Below are 23258 nucleotides of genomic sequence, written 5' to 3' on the forward strand. Positions count from 1 at the left end.
GCGGCGGGGTCAGTTGCGAGTGGATCAGCGCAGTGTGGTGTTGCCGTGCCCGCGTAGTGCGTGGATACGCACGGCTGTGGTGGCACGGTCGAGGTCGCCGCTCGCGAGGTCGTCGAGCAGTGCGCGATGTTGGGAAATCGGTTCGTGTCCCGATTGCTGGACGTAGTCGTCGGTGGGATACAAGAACGCCTGCCTCTCCAAGAACGACGAGGTGACGGGGCAGAACGCGGCTCGATTGATGGCCATGTGGAATTCGAGATGAGTCATGGCGTATTGAGGGCTACCTACCCCGAATTCACTCAGTGCACTATCGAGCGGTGTCAGCATCGCGTACAGCGAATCCCAGTCCACGCTCGAGGTTTTCGCGGTGATGAGTCTGGCAGCCACTTGGTCGAATGCGACCCGGAGTTCGTGAAGCTCGGCACGTGCCTGCGCATCGACGTCCACGACGATGAGCTGACCACGCCGAACGCGTTCGACAAGACCTTCACTTGTCAATCGCTGCAATGCTTCTCGGATGGGAGTCCGGCTCACACCGAGCTCGTCGGCGATCTGCTCCTCGGTCAAGCGGGTTCCGCCACTGAATTCACCGGTGGTGATCTGTTGCCGGAGATACAGATATACACGTTCGCGTGCACTGACAGGATCGCCGCTACGGCTCACGATCATGCTGTCCAACGGGTTCATTGTGTTCTCGCTTTCGACAGTGCTGCCCGGCAAGCGTTGGTGGCGCGCTGCATGAATGTTCCGGACATCACGTTCATACCTGCCGACAGCGCAGTGCTCTGCAAGGCGCTCACCCGATTGTTCAGATCGAAGAACTGGTTGCCCGGAGATACGAGAGCCGAGAAGTCGAACACGAACGGCGACTCCTCGGAGGCGTCCGTCTCACCCCACGTGGTCGTATTGACCAGCAACGACGGCGTGCCCGGGCCGAGCAGCGCGAAGACGTCAGCAGGTGCTGCGAACTCGGCGTCGAATCGCTGCGCCCACACCGCTGCAGCGTCGAGATTGCGGGCACTGCCGATCAGTCGCACACCCGGCCACGCCCGGCGGCACGCCAACGCTACCGAGTTCGACGAACCGCCGGACCCGAGAATCAGAATCGACGACGGTGTCCGGCCACCCATCAGCGTTTCCATCGCCGCCTGAGATGCCCAACTGTTGGTGTTGACTCCAACCTCGCCCCTCGACTCACGAACTATCGTGTCGACGACACCGGTTCGCACGGCGGACGGAGTTGACATCGCCAAATACGTTGCGACCGACTGCTTCCACGGACTGAGAACGAGCGCGAGTGTCCACGCAGGATTCGCCAGTAGCGCCTCGGGATTGTCGAATGGCAGTGTCCGATCCAGTTCGACGCCGTAGTCCGCCAGCGCATCGAGGAGCAGTCGACCTTTCAACGCATGCGCCGCTGTGGTGCCTATCCCGGCGATCACAGCGGGGTCGGTAGACGGTGAACCGGTGGACCCACCATGTACTTCGTCGACGCAACGCTCAACCGCGGCTCGGATAGTGGCGGAACCGGTATCTCCGAGCAGTGTTGCCTGTATGTCGCTCACGCGCTCTCCTCGTCTGTTGTGCTGGATTGTCATTGTTCGCGGATCGGCAAGTCAGCGCACGGAATCGGCAGGCGTTCGCGCCGGCTGGACCTGACGGCCGCGGGGTGCGCCGACCACTTCGCCCTTCTCATAGACAAGGCCGCCGCGCAGGTACGTCGCGACAACACTGCCGGTGAGCGCCCAACCGTCGTACGGAGTGACGTTGTGCTTGGAGTGGAGCGAGTTCTGGTCGAGAACAACCTCGGCTCCGGGGTCGACGAGGACGAAATCGGCATCGAAGCCGGGCGCGATCTGTCCCTTGTTCGCCATCGACCAGCGCTGTGCCGGGGTGTACGAACACAGGCGGACGATGTCTTCGACGGTCAGCTTTCCCTGCGCAGCGGCGGTGAGCATCAACGGAAGCATCGTTTCCACGCCGATGAATCCGCCATACGCCTTCCACACATCTGTCTCCGTCTGCTCGTGCGCGGTGTGCGGGGCATGATCGGTGGCAATGATGTCGACGTCCCCGCGGTCGATCCCGTCCCACAATGCGGCCACGTCGGAGGCCGGGCGAATCGGCGGGTTGAGCTTGATCAAGTTCCCGTAGGTGTCGTACGCGTCCTCGTCGAGGAACAAGTGCGAGACAAGCGCTTCGACACTGACCCGATGCCCCTGCGCACGCAGATCCATCACCCGCTGGAGCCCGGCGGCCGTCGATAGGTGATGGATGTGCAGTTTGGTCTTCGCTTCGGTTGCCATCGTGATGATGCGAGTAATGGCCTCGACCTCGACGAAGGCGGGCCGGCCTTCGAGGTGTGCGCGCGGATCCTTACGACCGGACGCTTGGAGGCGGTCACCGAACATGCGCAGCAGGTGATCGTTCTCCGCGTGCACGCCCACGACAAGATCGGCGGCAGCGGCAGCTTCGAGTCCACGGAAGATCGCGGCGTCGTTGGGGCAGCGGTTGTCACCCGTCGTCTGACCCATGAACAGTTTGAATCCCATGGCGCCCAGCTCCGCCATGTCCGCGATCTCGTCGGAGTTGTCGTGATCAAGCATCCCGTAGAGCCCGAAGTCCACGTACGCCTTGTTCTTCACCAGGTCCAGCTTCTGCCGGTATCGCTCGGCCGTCGCGACGGGGGGTTTGGTGTTGGGCATGTCGACGACGGTCGTGACGCCGCCCGCAGCTGCAGCCGACGTGCCGCTCGCGAAGTCTTCCTTTTCGGTCATTCCGGGCTCGCGCAGATGGACGTGCATGTCCACCAATCCTGGGAGAACGAGCAACCCCGTCGCGTCGATGGTCGGCACTCCCGGGGCGAGGAGATTGTCGCCGACTGCGAGGATGCGCCCATCGGCGACCGCGATGTCCTGGCGGCGGCGACCGTCGTGGGAGATAACGGTTCCGCCGGTGACGACGAGGTCCGGGGTTGTGGGAGAGGACATTTCAGGGCCTTTCGGTTGCGAAAACAGTGTGTTGGACAAGGGAGTGCTCTATGCCAGCGCCAGGTCTGGATTTTCTTCGTGGACTTCGCGAATGGGCCCGAGGTCGAACAGGTCGTCAACAGAGAGGTTCAGGCCGCCGGCTGCGATGGCTTCGATGTTCGCTGCGGCAGTAGCGTCGGAGATCGACAGAATTTGCTGTCCGGCAGAGCCGTTGCGGATGAGTTCGTTGCCCGCGATGCAGCAGTCGTAGGTGGACTGAGGGTTCAGGTTGAGATCCTTGCCGTATTCGTTGACGGTGAGGTCCGCTGCCCTCTGTGGGTCCGCGAGAACGTCCTTCCACCCCCGGATCTCGGCGTGTAGGAATGCCTTGAGCTTCTCGCGGTTGTTGTCGATGTTCTCCTGGGTGGTGATGTACGTCTGCCCGACGAGAGGAAATCCGACATCGGCAAGGAGCATCGTGTTGATGTCGAACCCCTTATTGCGCAGGTCGACCACCTGACTGTTGATGAAACCGACGTAGCCGTCGATCTCACCGACAGTCATGCCGATCGGGTCGCCCTGTACCGGCACCGTGTTGATGCGGGACTCGTCGAGACCGAGTGCCGCGATGAAGTTGCGCCAGACCGGTTCACTGGACGAGGCGCATCCAATGGTTTTGCCGTACAACTCTTCCGGTGTATTGACGGGATTGTTTCCCATAGTCATGACGCACCCGGCGTAGCGACTGTAGACGGCGCCGACGATCTTCAGAGGCGCGCCCTTTGCAACGGCAGATCCGGCGATGGGGACCTGCGAGACTCCGGCGAAGGTGCGGGAAAGTACATCGGATTCGATCGGTGGAGCGGTGGGTCCACCGGAGACCAGATCGGAGCCACTGAATCCTGCGTCGGTGTAGTAGCCGTTCTTGTCGGCGACGAAGCTGCCGGCGAACTGGGTGTTCTTGATCCAGGACAGACGCTGGGATGCAACTCCGAAACCGTCTGCGGAGGCGCTGCCCGAGTCGCCGGACATGCAGGCCGACAGAACGGCGGGCCCGGCCAGAGCGAGGCCGCCCAAGGTGAGTCCGCGGGTGAGAAATTTCCTGCGATCAAACTGTGTGGTCATCGGGTATCCGTTTCGGTAACGAGGAAAGGTGGGGTTCGGCTGGCGCCGCTCTCAGCGGGGAGCGCTCATGCGTGATGTGACAGCGGCTTCGATGACGCTGACGATCTGGTAGATGACAATGCAGGTGACGGTGAGTACGACGACCGAAGACCACAATCGTGCGAATTCGAATTCGTTGGCATCCCTGAGCATCTGGCCTCCCAGTCCCTGCCCGGTGGCTAGCCATTCGGCCAGTAATGCGCCGACGACCGAGGTGGTGACGGCTACACGCGCTGCGGCGAACCAGGTGGGAATGGCATGGGGCAGAGCAACTTTCCAGAATGCGGACAGAGTGGATCCGCCATACGCGACCACCATATCGACATCGGTCCGCGGAGTACTGCGGATCCCCTGCAGCATGGTGAGCAACGCGGGCACAACGACGATCGCAGCACCGATGACGGCAGTGCCGACCAGTCCGCGTCCGAAGATCAACACGAGAATCGGCGCGATAGTGACCATCGGGATCGCATGCAACGCCGTGACAGACGGAATGAACATGGCCTCGGCTGTGGCCGAAAAGTAGAAGAGCAGTGAAACACCGGCCGCAAGAAACAGCCCGAGGACAAATCCATACGACGCATCGGTGAGCGTGCGGGCCAGATTGGAGGTGATCACTGCGCGGTGCTCCGCAGCATCGGTGTCGGTGATCAAGTAATTCCAGACATCCGTCGGCGACTTGGCGACGAACGGGCTCACATCGACCAGTCGAATGAAGAGGGTCCAGGCGGTAAGGATGGCGATCAGTGCCCCGACGAGCGTCGCGAGAGTACGCGCCAGGCTGTGCACAATCGTGAGGGCCTGGTTTCGCTGTGCGGCGCGCGGGCCGGCGACCTCCGAGGGCGAGTCCTGTGTGATTGTCATGCGTTGACTCCCGACGTACTCGCAGCCCAGGGGGTGGCTATCTTCTCGACAGTGTTGACCAGCAGGAATGCAAGACCGGCGATAAGGCTCGATACCAGCGTGATTCCCCAGGTGCGCACCACGTCACTCGAGGACTGAGCGACAACGAGCGCAGCCCCCAAACCTCGCTCCTGCCCCATGAACTCACCGATGATCGTTCCCAGAATTGCCGCGGGCACAGCGACTTTCAGTGCAGTCAAAATACTCGGCAACGCCGACATGAGCTGCACCTTACGCAGAACGAGGTACTCACCGCCGCCGTACGCACGGACCAGATCTTCGCTCGACGAATCAGCATGTGAGAGCCCGTTGATGGTGCCGACGAGGGTGGTGAAGAAGACCGAGACTGCGGCCATGATCGCGGACGTGACAACACCGTCGAAGCACGCCGCGAGGATGGGTGCGATTGCGATCAACGGGATGCACGCCGACGCGATACCCACCTGCAACACCAACTTCTCGAGGGCCGGAACCGTCGTCACCAGCGCTGCGCACGCGATCGCGGCAAGATTTCCCCACAGGTAGCCCACCGAAGCCGATGCCAACGTGACGGGAATGTGGACTCCGTAGAAGGCGAGACCGTCGTGCATCACGCCGCCGAAAATGGCGGTGGGTGGCGCTATGCCCGGGCCGAGAATGCCTGTCATACCGACGATCTGCCACACGATGAGCACGACCCCGGTGCCGAGCACTCCGAGGAATCGACTGTTCTTCATCGGCGGTCACCACCCACGGTGGCCAGTGCGTCCTCGTCGCGGGTGCGAGCGCTGAAGAGAATGGAGGACAGGAGATCGACGTATTCGTGGAATTCGCGGGTGCGCATCATCTCCGGTGTCCGGGGCCGCGGCAGATCGATCTTGACCACCTTCTCGACGCGCCCGGGCCGGGCGCTCATAACCACCACGGTGTCCGAGAGAAACACGGCCTCAGCGATACCGTGCGTGACCATGAGGGTGGTGGCAGGTCGCTCGGTCCAAATCCGGAGAAGCTCGATATTGAGCTTCTGCCGGGTCATGTCGTCGAGGGCGCCGAACGGTTCGTCGAGGAGCAGAACGCGGGGCTTGACCACGAGTGCCCGCGCGATTGCCACGCGCTGGCGCATACCTCCGGAAAGCTGTGCTGGTCGTGCATTCTCGAAGCCGGTGAGGCCGACCAGGTCGATGAGTTCCTGAACGAACTCGTCCGAACCCGTCTGCTTCGACACCTCGAGGGGGAGACGAATGTTGGAGCGGACCGACCGCCAGGGCAGTAGTGCAGAGTCTTGGAATGCGATTCCGAGGTGGCGGTGTCGGCGCATGTCCTGCGGAGTTTCGCCATGGACCAGCGCGGTGCCTGCGCTCTGTGATTCGAGGCCGGCGAGGATCCGCAATACGGTGCTCTTGCCGCATCCGGACGGTCCGAGGAGCGTGACGAATTCGCCTTGCTCGGACGCAATGTCGACGCCGTCCAGTGCGGTGACAGTCGAGCGTCCAACCTTGAATTGTTTTGTGAGACCGCCGATGTGGATCCCCGGCGCGGTAGGCGAGATCATTCGTTCTCCCTTGATCGGATGCGACCCCGCTTGCATACAAGCTTGGATCCAAGTGCGTAGATCGAACTTTAGGGACGCTGTGTTTCGATTGCATGAACGACGGAAACATGTGGATTACATTGCGCTCACGGCTCTTCCTCACGGTCCAAGGCGAAGCCCGCAAAACGATATGCAAGATCTTCGTCAACTCGTCGTGCCGCTTTTACGCGCTCAGCAATCGGAACCGCGCGGGTTCCTAGAATCTTGGAACACCTTTGTATGAACTGGTACTCGGAAGTTGGACTGGCTGATCCGTGCCCCTCAAAGTGAACCATCTATATGAGAGATGAGGCAGAGTGATCGATGTTGTCAAGTTGTCTGGGATACAGCAGTTTTCGGGCGCAGCAGGCCATTCCACAGAGCAGTCGGTCAGGCAGTGATGCGTAGTTCAGTGACCTGATTCCATACCTGGAATCGAGCGCGGATTTCGGTGCGGCGGTCGGTGGCGTTCATACGGTGGCGGGGCGGGCGGAAGTGCGGGGAGATACGACTGAAAGCGGCGAGGAATCGTTGCGCTGCGCCGACGGAACGGAAGCCTTTCATCGCCCGTTCGCGTTGCCGGGTCGGCTGATGGGAATTCTCGCACCGATTGTTCAAATATTTGTTTTGCCGGCGCTCAGTTGTCGACATCATCTTCCGGTGCGCAACCTGGTAACTGGGGAGCTTGTCGGTGATCAACACCCGCGGCGAGTGGCCTTGTTTCTTCAACAGTGTCCGGAAGAATCTGGTCGCAGCCCTACCATCCCGCTTACCTTGGATCAGAATGTCGAGGACATTCCCGTGTTGGTCCACCGCCCGCCACAAGTACTTCCGCACCCCGCGGATCTTGACGAAGACTTCGTCGAGATGTCACTTGTCGCCAAGCCGGGGTGCCTTCGGCCGCAGTCTGCGGGCGTACTCGGGCCCGAACCGGGTGCACCAGGCGCGGATCGTCTCATGGGTTACCTCTATTCCACGGGCGGCCATGAGCAATTCGATGTCTCGGAACGAGAGGGTGAACCGGTAATACAGCCACACGCGGTGGGAGATGATCTCACGCGGGAACCGGTATCCCTTGTACGTCGACGACACCACCACATCATCTCCGGTTGGGCGATCTCAACAACTTGACAGCACCCTTCAAAAGATCAATTTCGTGCAAATTGAACGAAATTTATGCTCTGCGTGCATCGTGGGTGCAAATTATCGATTGGGGGTGCTTGTCAGCCTGGGGGCAGTCGACCCGGAATGGGGCCGTCACTTCTCGCATGGGTGCGATCAGTGGGCCGGGGATCTGGATAAAATCGTCCCCATTCTGTGACGTCATCCCACATCAGCACGAGATCGTCGTGGCGGAATCGTTGTGTCATCCACGGGCTGCTGGAATTACATGGAGGTCACGCGGTAGCTGTTCCGATCTTGATGCGCGCGCGTACTTCTTCCACCAACTTCCTTTGATGGACAGCACTTTCCGGTAGAAGCGACGTTTCTTCATCTCTAGCGGTAGGTCTCCCAGGCCTGGGAGCTTAAAAGACTCTGCTACACGTCCACTCGGTGCTTGTATCGCGTCGAAGCGCAGCGACTACCTCTCGAAGAATCTTCCCGAGCGTTTCAACAACCACTGCTCCCCCTGCATTGATGTCACCCCTGTCCCATGGCTTGACCAACTTCCAACCGCCAACGGACTGGGGTCGATGCACCTCCGCAAGCAGATCAATCACCGGACGATCGGCGGTGCCCTCCAGAACACCACCGATGATTACTCGAGGACCGCCCGACGGCGACAACAGTTGGAGAAGGAGTGCCCCCTCCCAAGGGTCGTCGGGAGGTTGCCCCTCGTAGTCTGAATCAACGATTACATCTCGGCCGTGATCTGCCAGTATCACCGGATCGTCGTACTGCAATTCTGGATCGAGACGCCATTCCGTGCTCACGCTGGAGTCGAAGGTAACCTGGGGGAACTCGGTGGCGATTTCGCGCTTGAGGGTCTCAAGGAACTGTTCCCTCGCCTTCTCGAATCGCTCAACTCGGTTCACCAACGTTCCGTAATTACTGCGAGGGGACGGCTTAGCCTCCACGCCTTTAGTGAGACGAAGCCACGCCCTGAACTCATTTCGAATGTCCCCAGCGGTAGGCCTTCTTGCGGGATCATTCGACGTCGCATCCTGCAAAAGAGTATCGAGGTACTTCCCTTCCGGCCCGAAGAACCGCCGAAAAGAGTAGGCCCACTCATTCGTTGCGTTGATTTCGCCCTGAGGGGGAGGGAATATCTGTGAGGGAGGCGGTGCTCCCGTCTCCAGGGCCAGGAGGTGTTCATACTGATACTCAGCCAAAGCCCACATTGTCTTCATCAAGGAATACACGTCCGCGGCGTACCAGTTGGCGTTGTGGTGCGGGCGGAGCGCCTCGGGGGCAATATAGGTATACGGCCCGAGTTTGTTGATCTCTTGCGTTATCTCGGCCCGGTCAGTCCACCCCGCAATTCCGAAATCGCCGAATGCCGGAGTTTGGTTCAGCCAGAACAAATTGTCAGGTTTGATGTCGCGATGAGAGACCTGTTGGTCCGTGAAACGTAGTTGATGGAGAGTGTCTGCGAGGTCTGCGAAGACTTTCACCAAGGAGCGGAAGCTCTGGCCTTTCACACACTCCGCCAGGGGTAGCGCCTTCTCCATGATGAACCAACGAGGCTCATCTCCTGGTTCCCGGTCGATAAGAGGTACCACGCCTCGGATCTTCCCGAGCGCTTCCAATCCCTTGACCTCTCCGTGAAAGCGCTTCCGCGAACCACCCGACGCGTCGTTGTTCTTCATGCGTTTGGCGACGGCGTACTGGGGCGGTTGCCTTGGAAGGACGACTACGCTTCGTACTTGCCATACATACGATTTGTGAATCCTCCTCACGAGAACCCAGTCGTCACCGAGCCGATCATTCTTTACCCATTTCGGCAGCACATCGCTGCTCTTGTCATCGCCGTCTTCGCTCACCACACGCGAACCCTATCGACATGAAGCGGCTACTCCAGCCGGAGCACCCAATTTCAGTACCTTTCAAGCTAGTCGACTCACCTCACACGAGGTGGAGAAGCGGCCCTGCAGGATATGTGGCTAGTTGCTGTACTCAGGAGTGGCACGACCGAAGGAACTACTTCAAAGTGAATATCGATTGCTGTCCCAGCTGTCACCGGAAGCGCGACAAGAGGCGCTTGAGAAGGCAGCGGCTGCCCTGGGTGCTCTCTCCGACGGCGGCAATGCTCTGGCACTAGATAAGAAATTCTCTGGAGCGAAGATATAGATCAGGCATCTTTATGGCGGTCGCCGGCCGATTCTGCCACTCGGGCCCACTGTGGTGCAGTGACAGCATGCCGGTCGACCGTGCCTTTTCCGGGTGATTCCATCCAGGGTTGGGGGTGACCACTACCGCCGTTTTTTCTTCCTCAGTGTGGGCTTGGTGGGCCGTCCGGTACGTTGGTGTCGCTGCATGCTCAACACGTCCATCAGGTTGAGATCGGTTACAAGGGCGTCGAGTTCGGCATCGGCCCCCGGTAGTCTGTTGTCGAAGACCGTCGCGCTTAACGTCCCTGTGCTCGCTTCGAAGAGCATGCCGAATCCTCGGCTAACTTGCAGTTGGTGTTTCTTCGCCGTGACAAAATTCTTGAGATCGCCGTGAGCGGTGTCCGATCCTGTCCCAGGAACGACATTCATCCAGACCAGGACGAAGCTGTCTTCACGTCGGGACCCGCCAGGGCACACTATCCGGTGAGACAGTCCATCTTCGCGAGTCTTTTCCGTAAGTGCATCAGACATGATGCCGAATTTGATCTGCGTCTCTCGATCTCCGCTGAGCAGTGTAGTCGCTAGTGCGAGCCAACCTTCTTCGTGACGGGCAGTGATGTCGTCGACGAGTGCGAGAAGCCGCGGGTCGGACTGCATCTGAGGTTTGTTGGCGGCGTCGGGTAGCCCGCTCAATTTGCCCTGATACCAAACATCTATTTCTTCAGTGAGAGGTTCAAAGTACTCGACTGTCCGGCGCTGCTCGCGATAGCGCCGCCGCTGTTCGGCGGACGGAGTGCTAAGGGCTGGTATCTCACGCTGCAGTACGTCGGGATCGGGCTCGGCATATAACCGTCCCTCAAGGAAGTACATGAAATAGTCGAGCTCATCTGCGCTCTGTATTCGTTTAGTCAGTTCGGGGTCGGTGCGACGTCGCAGATAGAGGATAAGTTCCGCGGGGCGATCGATGAGTTCGCTGATCACACGGAGGTCATGGAGTGAAACGACCCACGGGATGTTTGCTTCGGTCAACAGGCCTGCATTCACCAGCTGGTGTGTGGTGGTAGCGATCCCGGACAAGTCGTCGAGAGTTGCCGCCACAGTGTGAACCTCACGTATGCCGCTGAGGTCGAGCCAGCTGTCGTCGATAAGGCGCAGTCCGCCGTCCTGGAGGATGCGTTCCCGCAGGCGGTCGCCCTGTTCGGCAGCGATCGTCACCATGCGGCGCAGATCCTGCCAGAGGGGACCGGAACGTCCAGTTCGGGAGTGCTGCCGAAGAGCTACGGCCTTAGCTTCGATGATGATTGCTATGTCGTCGACGACGATCAGGCCGTCGCCTTCGACTTTCTTGGTGTACTTCTCGGGCGTCAACTTGTCTTGGTCCTCGTTGTCAGGCACGAGGTAGTCGAAGGCGGCATGGAGTGTATGACCCGGGAGGTGGGGCGTGAGAAGCACAATGCTGGTTCGCTCCAGGTAGTCTCCGCGATGCTTTTGGTACGCGGCCCACGGCGTACTGCCCTGTTTCAGGGCGGTTTCGACGCGTTCGCGTATGGAATGCACGAAAAGTGCGTCATGAGGAACCGCATAGGTTCCGTCGGGCGCGCGGAGGATCGGCTGCGTTCGCAGGGGTGATTTTCCTCGGAAGAAATCGACTGCAACTTCGCCGGGCGCACGGTCGGTCAGGGGGGCGGTGAACAGGTCGAGCACCGTCTGCGCAGTCTCGATGGACAGCGCACTGCGTGAAGCAATATCTGCAGTCGTCATGCGCGGATAGACAGATCTATCGTCGGCCAACCGTCTCAGATGGTCGAGGGTATGCTGCGGGACGTCGCTTGGGGTAGCGGTATTGGAAACTCCAGTGCTGGCGATATCTGCCCATGCGGTGGCGCAGGATTCCCAGACTTCGCGGTACAGCTCACGTATGGCTGCAAACACCTGACTAATCTGCTGCACTGTGCATCCGATGACCGATCGGCAGAGCTCTTCGACGGCAGGGTCGTCGAACAGGTCGGCGAGTGTCTCTTCGACCATGTGCGGATAGGAGGGGTTGCGAACGAATATCTCACGCATGATTGACCCGAAGCCTAATTCCCTTGCAGGAGAAGAGTCTTGTTGCGTTGCTGCCAGGGCCAGCATTGCTCCGGCCGACATTGCCTCGCCAATGGCCGCGTTGATGTTGTCGAGGACATCGCCCAGGCCAGTCGATTCGGGTTCTTCGGCCGGCTCAAGTCCGGTCTGAATTCCTCGTGCAGTGAGCACGAGGGCACCTAATTCGAGCGCGGCTGCACTTTCGTGACCGACGGCAATGGGATCGGCGGCGAGAGCGGTTTCGAAGCGCAGCCGCAGCAGTGCCAAGAGGTCGAATGTGTTATGCGGCGCCGCGAATGTGGCGATTCGATCGGCGATCTCCTCGAGTCGTGACTCCGCATCCGATTCGCTGCCGAACAGGTCGCCGAATTCGGCTCGTTCGAGCTGAGCATGCGTATCCCCATTGCGGGAGCGCTGCCGATTCTTGCGCTTCTTTTCACGCTTCCGACCTCTATTGCTGCTGGACACGCCGCCCACAATATGACATCGCGGCGGGCGGCGGAGTGCAGTCCGGACGGGAGACTTCTCACGCCGGTAGAGCATGTCGGTGCGCCAACGCGTTCGTTCTTCGCTACCCCCTAGGCTCTCGCTATGGGAAACGCCGAGACGGTCCGCTAGCAGGGACTGGGACAGGTTCCATTACTCTTGGCGGCCCGCCGAGCACTGCGTTTGCTGGACTTCCCCGATGACCTTGAAATCGTTGGTGTCGAGGGTTTACCTGCGGGTGAAGAAGTCGAGGGTGAAGAGGTCGTCGACGTCGCCGAGTATTACGGGGGTCGCGACACCGAATCCTGTACAAGATTTCGATACGTGCAACTCAAGCATTCGACGATGCGGACCGAGAAACAGATTATGCTCTCGGAACTCAAGTACACACTTGAGAAATTCGCCACGATTTATCGTGAGCAACTGAAGAGGGGCAGGAAGACAAGCTTCAATTCGTCTTCGTCGCAAACGCACACTGAACGACCAGGCGCAACTCTCATTCGCTGAAATCGCCGCCGGCCCTGGAGTGTTCACCTAAACCAAGGCGGCCGTGCGCCGCCGTTCAACGATCGCAGTCGGCTGCTACTGCGTGGCTACATGGGGTTTGGTGACGACGCCGAGCATGAAGCCGAATTCTGTGGGCGCTTCGATGTTGACGATGGTGTACCCGGAATTGTCGACAACGTCGTTTCCGAGCTCAGGGACGGCGCCGAGAGCAAGATCCTGGTCACTGCAGTGGGTGGAGTGGGTAAATCCACCTTGACCTCAGTCTTGAACGAAGCGCTCCCGGTGGGCTCTGTGACCATCGTCTATGACTGCTTCGCTGGTGGCGATTACTGAAAGGTGTCTTCTCAACGTCACGAACATCGGATCGGGCTAACCCAGATCGCCAACGAGCCTGCAGCAAAAGGGTTGTGCACCCCGCTCATTCCGACGGTCGCAACCGACTCTCTTTACATGCAGGTGTTCATGCGCCGTATTCAGGCCGTCGCCGAGCAGCTTGCACAGCGCAACCCGACGGCGCTTCTCACGATTGTCATTGACGCAGCCGATAATGCAGTGATGGCTGCTGACGAACAGCAGCAGCACACATTCGTCACCGACCTATTCGGGAAGATTGGCCGGCGAACTCGCGCATTGTGCAGTTGTGTCGCCCCGAGAGGAAGAAGCTACTGAACGTTCCCTGGACCGGGGTGACGGAGATTGGATGCTCGGGTTCCGGCGAGCATCGGGTTTGTTGGGTGCTGGACGGGGCGATGAGAGTTACCGCTGTCTTCTCGAACTGATTCATTCAGACAAGCGAAATCCGTGTTGTGCAACGATATCTCGTGAAATCTCCTCAATCTGCGCCCACAGGGAAGGTAGGTCAATTGCATCCCCATCCACGGTCTCGGTCCATCCGTCCTCGAAGGCGAGATACGGCGGCAGGCCCTTGTCCTTGCGAAGCCATTGAAGTGTCCGCTGTTCGACCAGGTAAGCATCCGCGCCCACTTCAAACCTTCGCGTTCGATACAGGCTCCACCCCTTCTTATGCCAGATCTGCAGGCGATTGGATTGGAGTCCCCCGATTCCGACTTTGTGGACATCTCGTGCAGGGTCTGTGATGAGGTAGACCTCTGCCGGCAGAGCAGGTTTGAAGCCGCTTACCGCGCAGTGAGGACAGATCGCCCCGGCAGTCATCACGCTGTGAAACGTCGGGTTTACGACTTCCTGACATACCGTGTGGCGAGCCATCCACTTGGCATTACTGCCGGGATAGGGTTCGAGTGGCTCCAGCCCGACTGCACGCATCAGTTCAGCACACTCGTCGGCATCGCGGCGGTGTGAGAATCCGGCACGACGAGCTGCACATACTCGGCATCCGCTGCCGGCCGATCGGACGGTGTTGAGGTTAGGGCTGACAAGCGACTCGCAGGTAAGGCACTTGCACCGCCACGCTCGGGCGCTCCCCGGGTAGGGGTCCAGTGGCTCCAGCCCGACTGCACGCATCGATGTGACGGCCTCCGGTGCGGTGACCGCCCGACTCGCGCAGTACTTACAGCCTGGCACTCCAGACTTCACGTCATTCCAGCGTTTGGTGGTCTCTCGATTACATTTCAGGCATTGGACCCGCCATGGAACCTGACAGCCTGGGTAGTCCTCGAGTGGTTCGAGGTCGTGTTGGCGAAGGGTCGCGACGGCCTCTGCCTGGTCGATCACGTGTCCGGAGCATCGATTGCAGCCGCCGTTTCCCTGATCAATGTTGTTGTAGCGTGGCGTGACCTCGGCACCGCAGACGAGACATCTACACAGCCACGGCTTCTTGTTTCCGGGGTATGGAACGAGTGGCTCGAGCCGCGCCGCGCGCATCAGCTGTATCGCCAATTCTGGATGCACGGCCTTACCGGCACAGAATGCACACAGACCGCCCTTGGCAATTTGGCTCAGCCGAGGTTTGATTTCTAATCCGCACTTTGTGCATGTGCACCGCCATGGCATTCCTGCGCCGGGGTAAGGCTCCAATGGGGTGGCGCCCGCCGATTGCATTCGGGCTTGAGCTTCAGCGTCGGACATTCGTGGTGGCACAGTATGGAATCTATCTTGCGGCAGTACACCAAGGAATATCAAACGACCGAGCATGTCAACGGCATCTGAATTCTGACCCCTTTCCGGCATGGCCGTATCTTGATCAGTTTTCACCTGCCGTCGATAGCCCCATCCGCACGAATCGTCCAGGATATGGTGGCCCCTCGTAAAATTTGAACAACCGCCGAAACCGTAGTACCGGTGAATCTTAGGATGTAGGCGCCTTACTATGGATGCTCAGTAGGCTTCTGGGGTGGACATTTCGGGAATCGCGTCGGTCATTGGTGCGTTGGGTATCGGTTCGTTCGTCGGTCAATATCTGATCGGCAGTCAGCAGCGTCGTCAGTTGCGTAGCGAGGTGCTCAAGCACTTGGCTCATACCGAGACTGCGCGGTGGGCGCCAGAGGAACCAGGGAATCCCAAGTTCCGCGAAAGTATGCGTGAGCTGGAAACCGCGGCCATGATTTCTCGGATCCCGCGGAAGGTCGTCGACCAGTACAAGGTGTTCGCTTACGTCGCATGGTGGTTGAGTCAGGAGTCCTGGGATGACCATCCTTTCTCGGAGACTGGGGGAGGGCTCATCGAAAGTGATTTCGCCGATATCGTTCGGGATGTGGCCGCGGAGCTGAGTAGGTCAGCATGGTCTCCCTGGGCGGTGAAGGTTAATCAGAACAGTCGTTTGAAGAAGAATGATCTCGGGGTCGAGGCGATCGACAACACACGAGTTCGACAAAACATGAAGCGCGCGCAGGAGACCGTACGCAGTTTGTAGTGCTTCTGGCCGGCTCAATTCTTCTGACGATGTGGTTGTCGTTGTTGCGTCGACGGCAGCGAAGCGAGTGCTTGCCCAGAACTCACGTGGTTTGTCTGTGCGGCATTCGCCGGCGATCGCGGCATCCTCTGGGCCAGAAGGGGCTGGGCTCCGCGAGGTTGATCACGGACCGTTCGGACATCGTGTTGGGGGTGCTCTCTCGCTGGTTTTTCGAAACCCACCCGGCCATTAGGGGCGGCGGTTGTACTTGCCTAATATGGACGAGACTAGCGTCGATATACTCTGGCGCAACCGATCTCGATCCAACTTCCCGTGTTCCTTCTTTCGTCACCGCAAGACCTCGACAGTCGAATGCGTCAGCGTGTACGTCGACGATACTTCTGCACTGGTAGCAGAGCTACGCAAGGACGTCCCGCCCGCGTCGAGGTGAGCTCAGGGTTGCGCGGTCACCGAGGAGATTTTCGCCTGCTTCGTTGGGGGATGGAGTCGAAGTCACCGCATCTCATGGGTAGTTACTCGCAGCATCGCTTGTATCGGCGGGTGATTGGGCGATGACGGTGTGGGCGGCGCCGCTTCGATGATGGTGCGGCCGACGAACAGAAATACGTGACGACGATTCGCGCGGGCGATGCCGAATTCCTCGACCAATCAGAAAGCGGGAGAACGATTCACGATTGTCGTGGCGTTCGTGGCGCTAGTTTTCGATCGTCGTTCACACCTCCAATCGTGCACCTAGAAACATGACTTCGGCGACGTCGTACGGTGGCGTGTCGACGGTGATTGACGGGGAGTGGCGAGTGGGTGCAGCTATCTCAAAAGACCGGGTAGCACCTGGTTGATCTTACTCTCGAATTCTCCACCCAGATCGAAGGACCATCCGTTGTAGCTGTAAATAGACGTCGGTCCGTTGTAGATGGCGAGTACAGCCAGCTGCACGAGCGAGGCAAGGAAACCTGGATCCATGATCAGCGTAGTTCTTCTGATCTGGTCTGTTCCGACTTCCTGGTAGCGACGAAGATCGCGCATGCGATACAGCGTGGGGTGGGTGCCATTGGACAGAAGATCGTAGTAGCCTTCTTTCCGTTTGCGGCCGGTAAACCCCACTGCGCCGCTCGACTCCATTAGCGCGAAGAACCGCGACACCGCGTCGGTTGGCCCCGCCCGATTCTGCCCGTGGATGACCCGGTCATTGAGGTTGTAATCACCCGGGAAGTTCGCGGCGATCTCCTTTCGGATGCGTTTGAAGCGATCCTTCGCGGCCATGGAGTAGAGCGAATTCGGCCTTGTGAGTCTGCCGGCTACCTTCTTCTGCTCTTCATTGCTGAAATCTTCTTCGAGGTATGCTCGCGCTAACCGCTCGTGTGGTGTAGCCCCTTCTTGGATACATACAGCGCTGGCACAGCACTCTACGATCGCCCGCGTGAGCATATCCACAGACATAAGCACCTCATGAGACTCGTATAAGGCCGAGAGGGCGGCAAGGTGGTGCCCAGCCATATCGAGATATATTGCGGCGACTTCGTTGACTGAAATCGTTGGCGGCGTGGGGAACGCTGGGTCAGGCGTCAGGTCGCTCGCACCGCGAGAACCCGGAAGTGGTTTCCACTGGTGATCGTCGACGATGCGGTGGACCTGCTCGCGGCAAAACTTGGGTACGTCTGCGTGAGCAGCAAGCTGCACCTTGGTTTCGGGCGAGGTTGCAATCGAGTAGACCATCGACCGAATGTAGAGCGAATACTAGGAACGAGGGAAGGCAGCACCGAATCCTCCCGTTGTCTGGTCTTGACCGCATGTCCGGACAAGCCTTTCAGGGTGACATTTTTCTTCAACGTTAACGACAGTCGACAACTGGCTCTGGCCTATTTTCCTGATGATCTCTCGGTATCAGTCGCTGAGGAGTATTCGTCTGCGAACGTTGCTGGCGAGACATACATCCGACGTGACATGGTGCGGGATCAAAATCGGAGGTTCTGTCGGTGCCAAGTGATCGAATTGTTTCTATGGATGGTGTGAAAGTCGGATTAGTTGCATATGGGGCGCGTCTTCTTACCGGACATCTGCAGGCGAAGGGGGAGCGGTTCGCTGGCCTGATCGAGGAAGGCCGGAGGGAAGATATTCAACGCGGCGCGGATGGTCTTGTGGCGGTCACTGCCACGTTCTTGCTCGCATACGTCCAGCAGTCAGGTCAGGGTGCACGAGGTGCGCTTGCTGAAGTTGCGCGTGGCCTGGAAACAGGTGTCGGCGCACAAGAAATCGATGCCGTCGTTCGCTTGATCCTGGAGATTCATGAGGGCGTTACACCTCAGGCCGTTCAGGTGGATGTGGAATTGGTTGGGGTGGTCGCCGAAGGCCTCGCCGCAGGACTGGCCTGCCTGATCGCGGTCGCACAGAACGTCCATCCGAACAAGGTCGTAGCGCAACTCTCGAAGCAGATTCGTACGGATCCTGCAGGGCTGGAAATGTCTGACAGTGACTCGCTAAGGAAGGCGGCGATGGAAGCAGCTTCAGATGAGTTTCTCCAGAAATTGCGAATTGATGCACTGAACGCAGTGATGTACGCAATGCGATGGTCAGCTGTTCGTCTTGGAGCGCTAGGGGAAAGCAGGGTCGGAAACCCTGAAGCTTTGAGTTTCGTGGCCGTAGCAAATGTTGCAATCACGGCTCAGCAACTCGCCGAGGGTGCCGCCAACCTTGTCGAGCTCCGAAACTACTACGCAGCTTCTGCACTGGCGCGTCAGTTGGTTGAATTCGAATACCTGATGTGGGCGTTTGACGATGAACCAGGGTCAATAGGTGATTGGGCTCAATCGGATCGCGAGGCGCGTGAGGTTCGCTGGAGTCCGAGGGCGATTTACAGTCGAGATGGCAACGACTTTCGGCGGAGTGACTATGGGCGGCATTGCGAACAAGGTGGCCATCCGACACCAAACGGAGTCCAACTGTCCCTGCCTGATCCAGGTCAAGTGACGGCGATCTTTGCGCTGCAATTGAGTGACCTCATAATCCATGTCGACGCGATCTGGACATCGCAGCAATCGCTACTCACCAAACTTGCACGCTTACATGGCTTCGGTGAATCGGCCGTTGTCGTCGCGGCTGAGCGCGATCGAGCACGAGAATGCTTGGAAAAATGGAAGAAGTTCGATCGGTTGGGACATATTGCGTCACACTATTCAGATCCGACAGGACGAGTCGAGCGAGTTGCCCCTTCAGAGAATGGATCTGCGGCCGGCAAAGAACTGACTTGAGCGATCATCTTGTCGCTCACGACATCCTGAGATCGTTCGATGCGAGCTAGAGACGGCAACGCGAGGAGTCACTAGATTCGAATCGACATCTCCCCAACGATGTCCACATCTCATCGAATGTCTGTGTCGTCTGAAACGCGGGTGTTGATGTAGTCGAGCTATGAATCGCACTGGAGTCTCGATCGAACTCGGAGCACATCAAAGTCCACGGATTCGCTGGTGCGATTCATCCCGAAGGACGACTCGGCCGCGACGGGACTGGTCAACTGGGAAAGCGGGAGTGTTAGCCCAGGCCCGCTCCGTCGACGGAGCCTGCGGCTGGAGGGACGTTTGAGGTCCGAAGATGACTGACATCCTTGGTGCAACGCCCGGGGTCTAGAGCGCTACCGGCCGGCGTCGGTTTTGATACCCACGGACCGTCGCAGTACACACCAGAAGAGATTTCTACATTGCACAACTCAACCGCATTCGCTACCGGCTCAATGCTAGGGAAGCCCGGTACGATTGTCATCTTTCGTAGCCGGTCGATGACGGCTTGTGAGTCCTTCCATAGACGTCATCATCGTCGTTGCGTTCGAAATTTTGGCATGTCCTGGCGGTCGAGAACGAACTCAATCGCCGACCCCACCAAGTAATCCAAGACTGCACTCCCACCGAACTATTCGAGTCACTGCTAACTTCAAGTCATGTCACCTGTTGCAACGATAACTAGAACCCGCCCGTCGTTTCTGGACTAGTTTTCAACCGTCGTCAACAAACGATGTTCGTTGGCGATATGTGAGGTGTATTAGTTACTTGTCGGTGAGCTGCAGTTGTCGCATATCGCCGAGAGAGACACACTCTTCTCTTGCGCGCGTTAGCGCCACGTAAAGCACGCAGTCTTCGGGTTCGAGTTTGTGAAGCCCCGCGGCAAGTCTCTGCTCGTCCTTGGCTGATAGAGCGACTCCTACACGTGGCCACTCTCGCCCCTTCGCCTGGTGGACGGTCAGCCCGAGGATGAGATCGTCTCGTCGAAGACGTCGAGACAGGGCTTCGACTTCCGATCGGCGGTCCGGTTCGCCTTGTCCCGGAAGTCGAGACGGACGTCTTTTCGCTCCGAGGTTCAACGCGACGTCACGCAGCAGATTAAGCACACGATCCGCGCTGGCGCCGTTATGCATTGCCTGGAGGACGGGGTTGAGGACTGAGGCTTGGACGAGCGCCAACTCTCCGGGGTCAATGCCGAGGATGACGCAGGCGGCCTGCTTCCCAAACGAGTCCCGGCCGAGTTTGCGGCGCGAGACCTCGTCCAGGAGGAGATTCAGCATCCCGTCAATGGCGTTCCCGACTGAGCGGAAAGCGAGCGGAAGGACGTTATCGCCAACATTCCACAGGTCAACCCATCTGCGAGCCAGGGCGACATCGACGACGTCACTGGTCCGCCGCGGAATGGTCACCGCCGCGCCTGTTCGGAGCGTCCGCGCCAATTCAGGCATCTGCTCGCCACGAAAGCGGAACGACTCGGGCTGCTCATACTGATGGAACGGAAAGCCGTCGATCAGCGTCTGCACCTTCTCCGGAGTCGCGCCACGCCACTCGTACAGTGCCTGCCACGGGTCCCCTACGAGGGTGAGGTGGGTTTCAACCGACCCTGCCTTACCCAGCATCCACAAGTCGAGCACGTCGGCGTCGTAAATCTCATCAACGATGATGTGCCTGAAGTTGCTCCCAATCCAGCGTTCGATGGCATCGACGACGCCGTCGAGAGGTATTGCACTTCGCAAGATCGAGCGGACGTCTTCGTGACTGGCGAGACCTTCCGCGAGAACAGTACGGTGGTTCGCCGCGACTCCGATTCCGTCTTTCGGAGTGGCCAGCTGGAGGGAGCTGCTCACGACTTTCCCGAACTCGTCGCAGATAGCGATGCGCTTCCAGCTCGTCGCGCCGAGGAACCGGAAGCCGGGCTTTCCTCGGTAATCATCAAGAACCTCGACACTCGAATGGTCGCCGGGCCAGCGAATATGTCCTCTGTCGATGAGGTGGTGCATGAGGCGGACGTGCAAATCGTCAAAGGTCGTGACCATATTCGGCAGCTGGATCGTAGGCTTCCCCCACCTCGCTGTGATGCGGGAGCCCAGTTCGGCGACTGCGGCTCTGTTGAAGCTCAACCCCAGAACGCCGCGTCGGTCGGCAGCGCGTTGAAATGCTAGGTATCCGAATCGTTCGGCCGCTACGGTTGTCTTGCCCGACCCAGGTGCTGAAACGATGTTCGTGAACGGTCGGTCAGACGCTGCTGCAATGACCTGTCGGTCGGTGAGCCGAATTGCCATCAGCTTTGACCGCTAAGCCCGTCGGCACCGTCTCCGGCGTCCAGTTCCGCGTCGCCGTTGACCGCGATGTGGCCGGCCCACAGCTAGTCGAACAACTCAACGAGTTGGCTGGGCACATGGGTGGTACTCGCGTTCGCGTCTACGAGGGCGGCGAGTTCGAATGCGAACTCGCCCTTCCTTTTCTTACCCGAGGAGGTTTGGAACAAGTCGTCAATACTCTGCGCGGTCGGAGCTTCTGTCGGGGACTCGCCGAGTAGAGCGAGCACCTTTTCAACCAGTATTTCGTTGTGTTCCACCAAGGTTGGCTCAAGTGTGGGGCGCGACCAGAACACCTTGAACCGAGTTGGGTCTGTGAAGTCGGACTGCCAGGCAGTCGGGGTCGGGTCGGGGAGAGGGTCGCCGCGCTTGTCGGTATCGGATAGTACTGCGACCTGGCTCGCAAGCTCCCACCCAGGATGCACGAGGAGGCGCACTGGCCATTCGCCGACCTTGTTGCCGATCGGCACGATGGACAGTGCGTCAATGAACGCGAACTTGGTTGAGTCGCTTCGGGACCACACTCGTCCGAAAGCGCGGAGCAGGGCTGCCTCGGTGATGCCTTCGACCAGTACAACCCGGTCCGCGAACAGCGCGCCTGAGCGACTCGCGTCCATATGGAGTGCTGCCATCCGAGTGATCTTTTCCCGATCGGCGGTTTTCCACGGAATATTTGCTAGAGCGCGGGTCAAGACGCGACCGTTTTCTCGGCGTACGACCACCATTTCGTCAGGCTTGCACGCGGCGACGATTTCGCTCGCGTGAGTGGACACGATGACTTGCAAGTCGGGGCGCTCGACGGTGACCTTACGGAGGTATCGGATCAGGCCGTGCTGAAGCTGCGGGTGCAGGTGGGCCTCGGGTTCCTCAATGAGGACGGTGGCGTGAAACAACTGCGGGAAGAACGAGTCGACCTGGTCATCGGCCTCCTCGCTGCGGTCCTCTAGCCTCCGGCGAGCGGTCTCAGCGTTCTCAGCAGAGGTGGCCTGTGCGGTGCTCTGTGCGGGGACATCGATACCGGTACCGGCAGGCCCGTCGCCCGGCATTGCCCCTGGGGATTTCGACGGGTCTGGAACACCAGCGAGGGTCACCGCGATGTGCAGTAAGTTCACGTACCCCAGACTTGACCCCTCAAGGCGCCGCGCCTGGTGCGCGTCGTTAGTTGCTGCGAGTACGAGTTCCAATACCCGCGCAAGGTATCCGTCGTCTACCCGCTGGGTACCGATGAAGGGAAAGTGCTCCTGCACGCCGGCCGTGAGAACTTTCATGTTCTGGGCTATGCGCCCCTGAACGTCGGCTAGGAGCTGGTGGGTAGTAAGGGAACTTAGCAACGATTCGGCCTGACGGCGAATGTCGATGAGAGTCCCTGTCGACGGATTTCGCAACTGCTCGGCTCGTAGAAGCTCCAGCAAGACCCGGGTCTCGCGCCTGGACAGTTCATCCACCGGGTTTCGAAGGGCAGGTAGGTAAATCAATCGAAGCTGATCCAGTCCATCCGGCGCGGCAGCAACGGTCCGAGCCCGGACCCGGCCCATCGAGCGCTCTAAGGACCGCACCCACAACGGGGCACTGGTGCCGATCCTCTGGAGCGCCTGACCGAGCGCGCCCTCGGACCCCCTTATTCCCTCGAACGCGTACTCCACCGCGATATTGCGCGGTGCTGAGCCCAGTACGGCTGCGTCTGGCGGCGCAAGCCGTGGGAATCGGTCAGGGTGCGCCAAATAGATGGCGTCATTGATCGTGGTTTTCCCGACTCCGTTGGACCCAACCAGAAGGCTGAAACGGCCCGGTAAATCGACGGTGATGGGAGCGGGAACGGCGGCCCGGAACCCGTCGACCATAATTCGTTTGAGGTACACAACGCTCCTAAGAAATGGGTCGAGGTATAGGCAGTGGTTGT

Annotated in this window: 17 protein-coding genes and 1 pseudogene; 4 read left to right on the top strand and 14 right to left on the bottom strand. The window is 59.3% G+C overall.

From position 1 onward, the window contains the following. Positions 1–24: 24 nt before the first annotated feature. The 10 genes and pseudogenes from R4P64_RS32050 to R4P64_RS32095 form a co-directional block, all read right to left on the bottom strand. Positions 25–687 carry a GntR family transcriptional regulator gene (locus tag R4P64_RS32050; protein WP_317824227.1) on the bottom strand — a complete coding sequence of 221 codons (663 nt, stop codon included), beginning with the start codon at positions 685–687 and terminating at the stop codon, positions 25–27. Beyond that, the gene (locus R4P64_RS32055) at positions 684–1565 is read right to left on the bottom strand and encodes a hypothetical protein (protein WP_317824229.1); all 882 of its coding nucleotides are present in this window, start codon (positions 1563–1565) and stop codon (positions 684–686) included. Before R4P64_RS32055 ends, R4P64_RS32050 begins: the two co-directional genes overlap by 4 nt. Positions 1566–1616: 51 nt before the next feature. Then, positions 1617–2990 carry an allantoinase AllB gene (allB, locus tag R4P64_RS32060; protein WP_317824230.1) on the bottom strand — a complete coding sequence of 458 codons (1374 nt, stop codon included), beginning with the start codon at positions 2988–2990 and terminating at the stop codon, positions 1617–1619. A 48-nt stretch (positions 2991–3038) separates the two neighbouring features. Beyond that, positions 3039–4094 (bottom strand): ABC transporter substrate-binding protein, encoded by a 1056-nt coding sequence (locus R4P64_RS32065; protein ID WP_317824231.1) that lies wholly within the window; start codon positions 4092–4094, stop codon positions 3039–3041. A gap of 51 nt (positions 4095–4145) precedes the next feature. After that, positions 4146–4997 (bottom strand): ABC transporter permease, encoded by an 852-nt coding sequence (locus tag R4P64_RS32070; RefSeq protein WP_317824232.1) that lies wholly within the window; start codon positions 4995–4997, stop codon positions 4146–4148. Beyond that, complete coding sequence (locus R4P64_RS32075) at positions 4994–5752, bottom strand: ABC transporter permease (protein WP_317824233.1); 759 nt, start codon at positions 5750–5752, stop codon at positions 4994–4996. The genes R4P64_RS32070 and R4P64_RS32075 overlap by 4 nt, the downstream gene beginning before the upstream one ends. After that, positions 5749–6567: an ABC transporter ATP-binding protein gene (locus R4P64_RS32080; RefSeq protein WP_317824234.1), complete on the bottom strand. Its 819-nt coding sequence runs from the start codon at positions 6565–6567 to the stop codon at positions 5749–5751. The genes R4P64_RS32075 and R4P64_RS32080 overlap by 4 nt, the downstream gene beginning before the upstream one ends. A 408-nt stretch (positions 6568–6975) precedes the next feature. Next, a pseudogene (locus R4P64_RS32085) lies at positions 6976–7680 on the bottom strand (IS6 family transposase). A gap of 431 nt (positions 7681–8111) precedes the next feature. Then, positions 8112–9572 (bottom strand): protein kinase domain-containing protein, encoded by a 1461-nt coding sequence (locus R4P64_RS32090; RefSeq protein WP_317824235.1) that lies wholly within the window; start codon positions 9570–9572, stop codon positions 8112–8114. A gap of 426 nt (positions 9573–9998) precedes the next feature. Beyond that, positions 9999–11990, bottom strand: a complete 1992-nt coding sequence (locus R4P64_RS32095) for a hypothetical protein (RefSeq protein WP_317824236.1) — start codon at positions 11988–11990, stop codon at positions 9999–10001. Positions 11991–13025: 1035 nt separating this feature from the next. On the opposite strand from R4P64_RS32095, the gene R4P64_RS32100 reads away from it, so the two are divergent. After that, positions 13026–13268: a hypothetical protein gene (locus tag R4P64_RS32100; RefSeq protein ID WP_317824237.1), complete on the top strand. Its 243-nt coding sequence runs from the start codon at positions 13026–13028 to the stop codon at positions 13266–13268. A 447-nt stretch (positions 13269–13715) separates the two neighbouring features. On the opposite strand, the gene R4P64_RS32105 is transcribed toward R4P64_RS32100, so the two are convergent. Beyond that, positions 13716–14219: a hypothetical protein gene (locus tag R4P64_RS32105; RefSeq protein WP_317824238.1), complete on the bottom strand. Its 504-nt coding sequence runs from the start codon at positions 14217–14219 to the stop codon at positions 13716–13718. A 312-nt stretch (positions 14220–14531) separates the two neighbouring features. Here R4P64_RS32105 and R4P64_RS32110 point away from each other — a divergent pair, with 312 nt between their 5' ends. Both R4P64_RS32110 and R4P64_RS32115 read left to right on the top strand, forming a co-directional pair. Next, positions 14532–14873 (top strand): hypothetical protein, encoded by a 342-nt coding sequence (locus R4P64_RS32110; protein ID WP_317824239.1) that lies wholly within the window; start codon positions 14532–14534, stop codon positions 14871–14873. A 373-nt stretch (positions 14874–15246) separates the two neighbouring features. Further along, the gene (locus R4P64_RS32115; protein WP_317824240.1) at positions 15247–15765 is read left to right on the top strand and encodes a hypothetical protein; all 519 of its coding nucleotides are present in this window, start codon (positions 15247–15249) and stop codon (positions 15763–15765) included. Between the two features lie 807 nt (positions 15766–16572). Here the strand turns inward: R4P64_RS32115 and R4P64_RS32120 are convergent. Then, positions 16573–17481 carry a hypothetical protein gene (locus R4P64_RS32120; RefSeq protein WP_317824241.1) on the bottom strand — a complete coding sequence of 303 codons (909 nt, stop codon included), beginning with the start codon at positions 17479–17481 and terminating at the stop codon, positions 16573–16575. Between the two features lie 260 nt (positions 17482–17741). On the opposite strand from R4P64_RS32120, the gene R4P64_RS32125 reads away from it, so the two are divergent. Beyond that, entirely contained in the window at positions 17742–19013 is a 1272-nt protein-coding gene (locus tag R4P64_RS32125; RefSeq protein WP_317824242.1) for a hypothetical protein, read from the top strand. A 791-nt stretch (positions 19014–19804) separates the two neighbouring features. Here R4P64_RS32125 and R4P64_RS32130 read toward each other — a convergent pair. Continuing rightward, on the bottom strand, positions 19805–21322 hold the full coding sequence (locus R4P64_RS32130; protein ID WP_317824243.1) for a UvrD-helicase domain-containing protein: 1518 nt from the start codon (positions 21320–21322) through the stop codon (positions 19805–19807). Positions 21323–21405: 83 nt separating this feature from the next. Then, entirely contained in the window at positions 21406–23217 is a 1812-nt protein-coding gene (locus R4P64_RS32135) for an ATP-dependent nuclease (RefSeq protein ID WP_317824244.1), read from the bottom strand. Positions 23218–23258 lie beyond the last annotated feature (41 nt).

The organism is Rhodococcus sp. IEGM 1366 (assembly GCF_033142425.1).
Classification (GTDB): Bacteria; Actinomycetota; Actinomycetes; order Mycobacteriales; family Mycobacteriaceae; genus Rhodococcus_F; species Rhodococcus_F globerula.

What these genes read in the sequence shown, in the direction of transcription:
- R4P64_RS32095 (WP_317824236.1), bottom strand. Translation starts at nt 11,990, where the DNA reads ATGCTGGCCCTGGCAGCAACGCAACAAGACTCTTCTCCTGCAAGGGAA.
- R4P64_RS32130 (WP_317824243.1), bottom strand. Translation starts at nt 21,322, where the DNA reads ATGGCAATTCGGCTCACCGACCGACAGGTCATTGCAGCAGCGTCTGAC.
- R4P64_RS32050 (WP_317824227.1), bottom strand. Translation starts at nt 687, where the DNA reads ATGAACCCGTTGGACAGCATGATCGTGAGCCGTAGCGGCGATCCTGTC.
- R4P64_RS32100 (WP_317824237.1), top strand. Translation starts at nt 13,026, where the DNA reads ATGGGGTTTGGTGACGACGCCGAGCATGAAGCCGAATTCTGTGGGCGC.
- R4P64_RS32105 (WP_317824238.1), bottom strand. Translation starts at nt 14,219, where the DNA reads ATGCGTGCAGTCGGGCTGGAGCCACTCGAACCCTATCCCGGCAGTAAT.
- R4P64_RS32070 (WP_317824232.1), bottom strand. Translation starts at nt 4,997, where the DNA reads ATGACAATCACACAGGACTCGCCCTCGGAGGTCGCCGGCCCGCGCGCC.
- R4P64_RS32065 (WP_317824231.1), bottom strand. Translation starts at nt 4,094, where the DNA reads ATGACCACACAGTTTGATCGCAGGAAATTTCTCACCCGCGGACTCACC.
- R4P64_RS32080 (WP_317824234.1), bottom strand. Translation starts at nt 6,567, where the DNA reads ATGATCTCGCCTACCGCGCCGGGGATCCACATCGGCGGTCTCACAAAA.
- allB (WP_317824230.1), bottom strand. Translation starts at nt 2,990, where the DNA reads ATGTCCTCTCCCACAACCCCGGACCTCGTCGTCACCGGCGGAACCGTT.
- R4P64_RS32075 (WP_317824233.1), bottom strand. Translation starts at nt 5,752, where the DNA reads ATGAAGAACAGTCGATTCCTCGGAGTGCTCGGCACCGGGGTCGTGCTC.
- R4P64_RS32120 (WP_317824241.1), bottom strand. Translation starts at nt 17,481, where the DNA reads ATGGTCTACTCGATTGCAACCTCGCCCGAAACCAAGGTGCAGCTTGCT.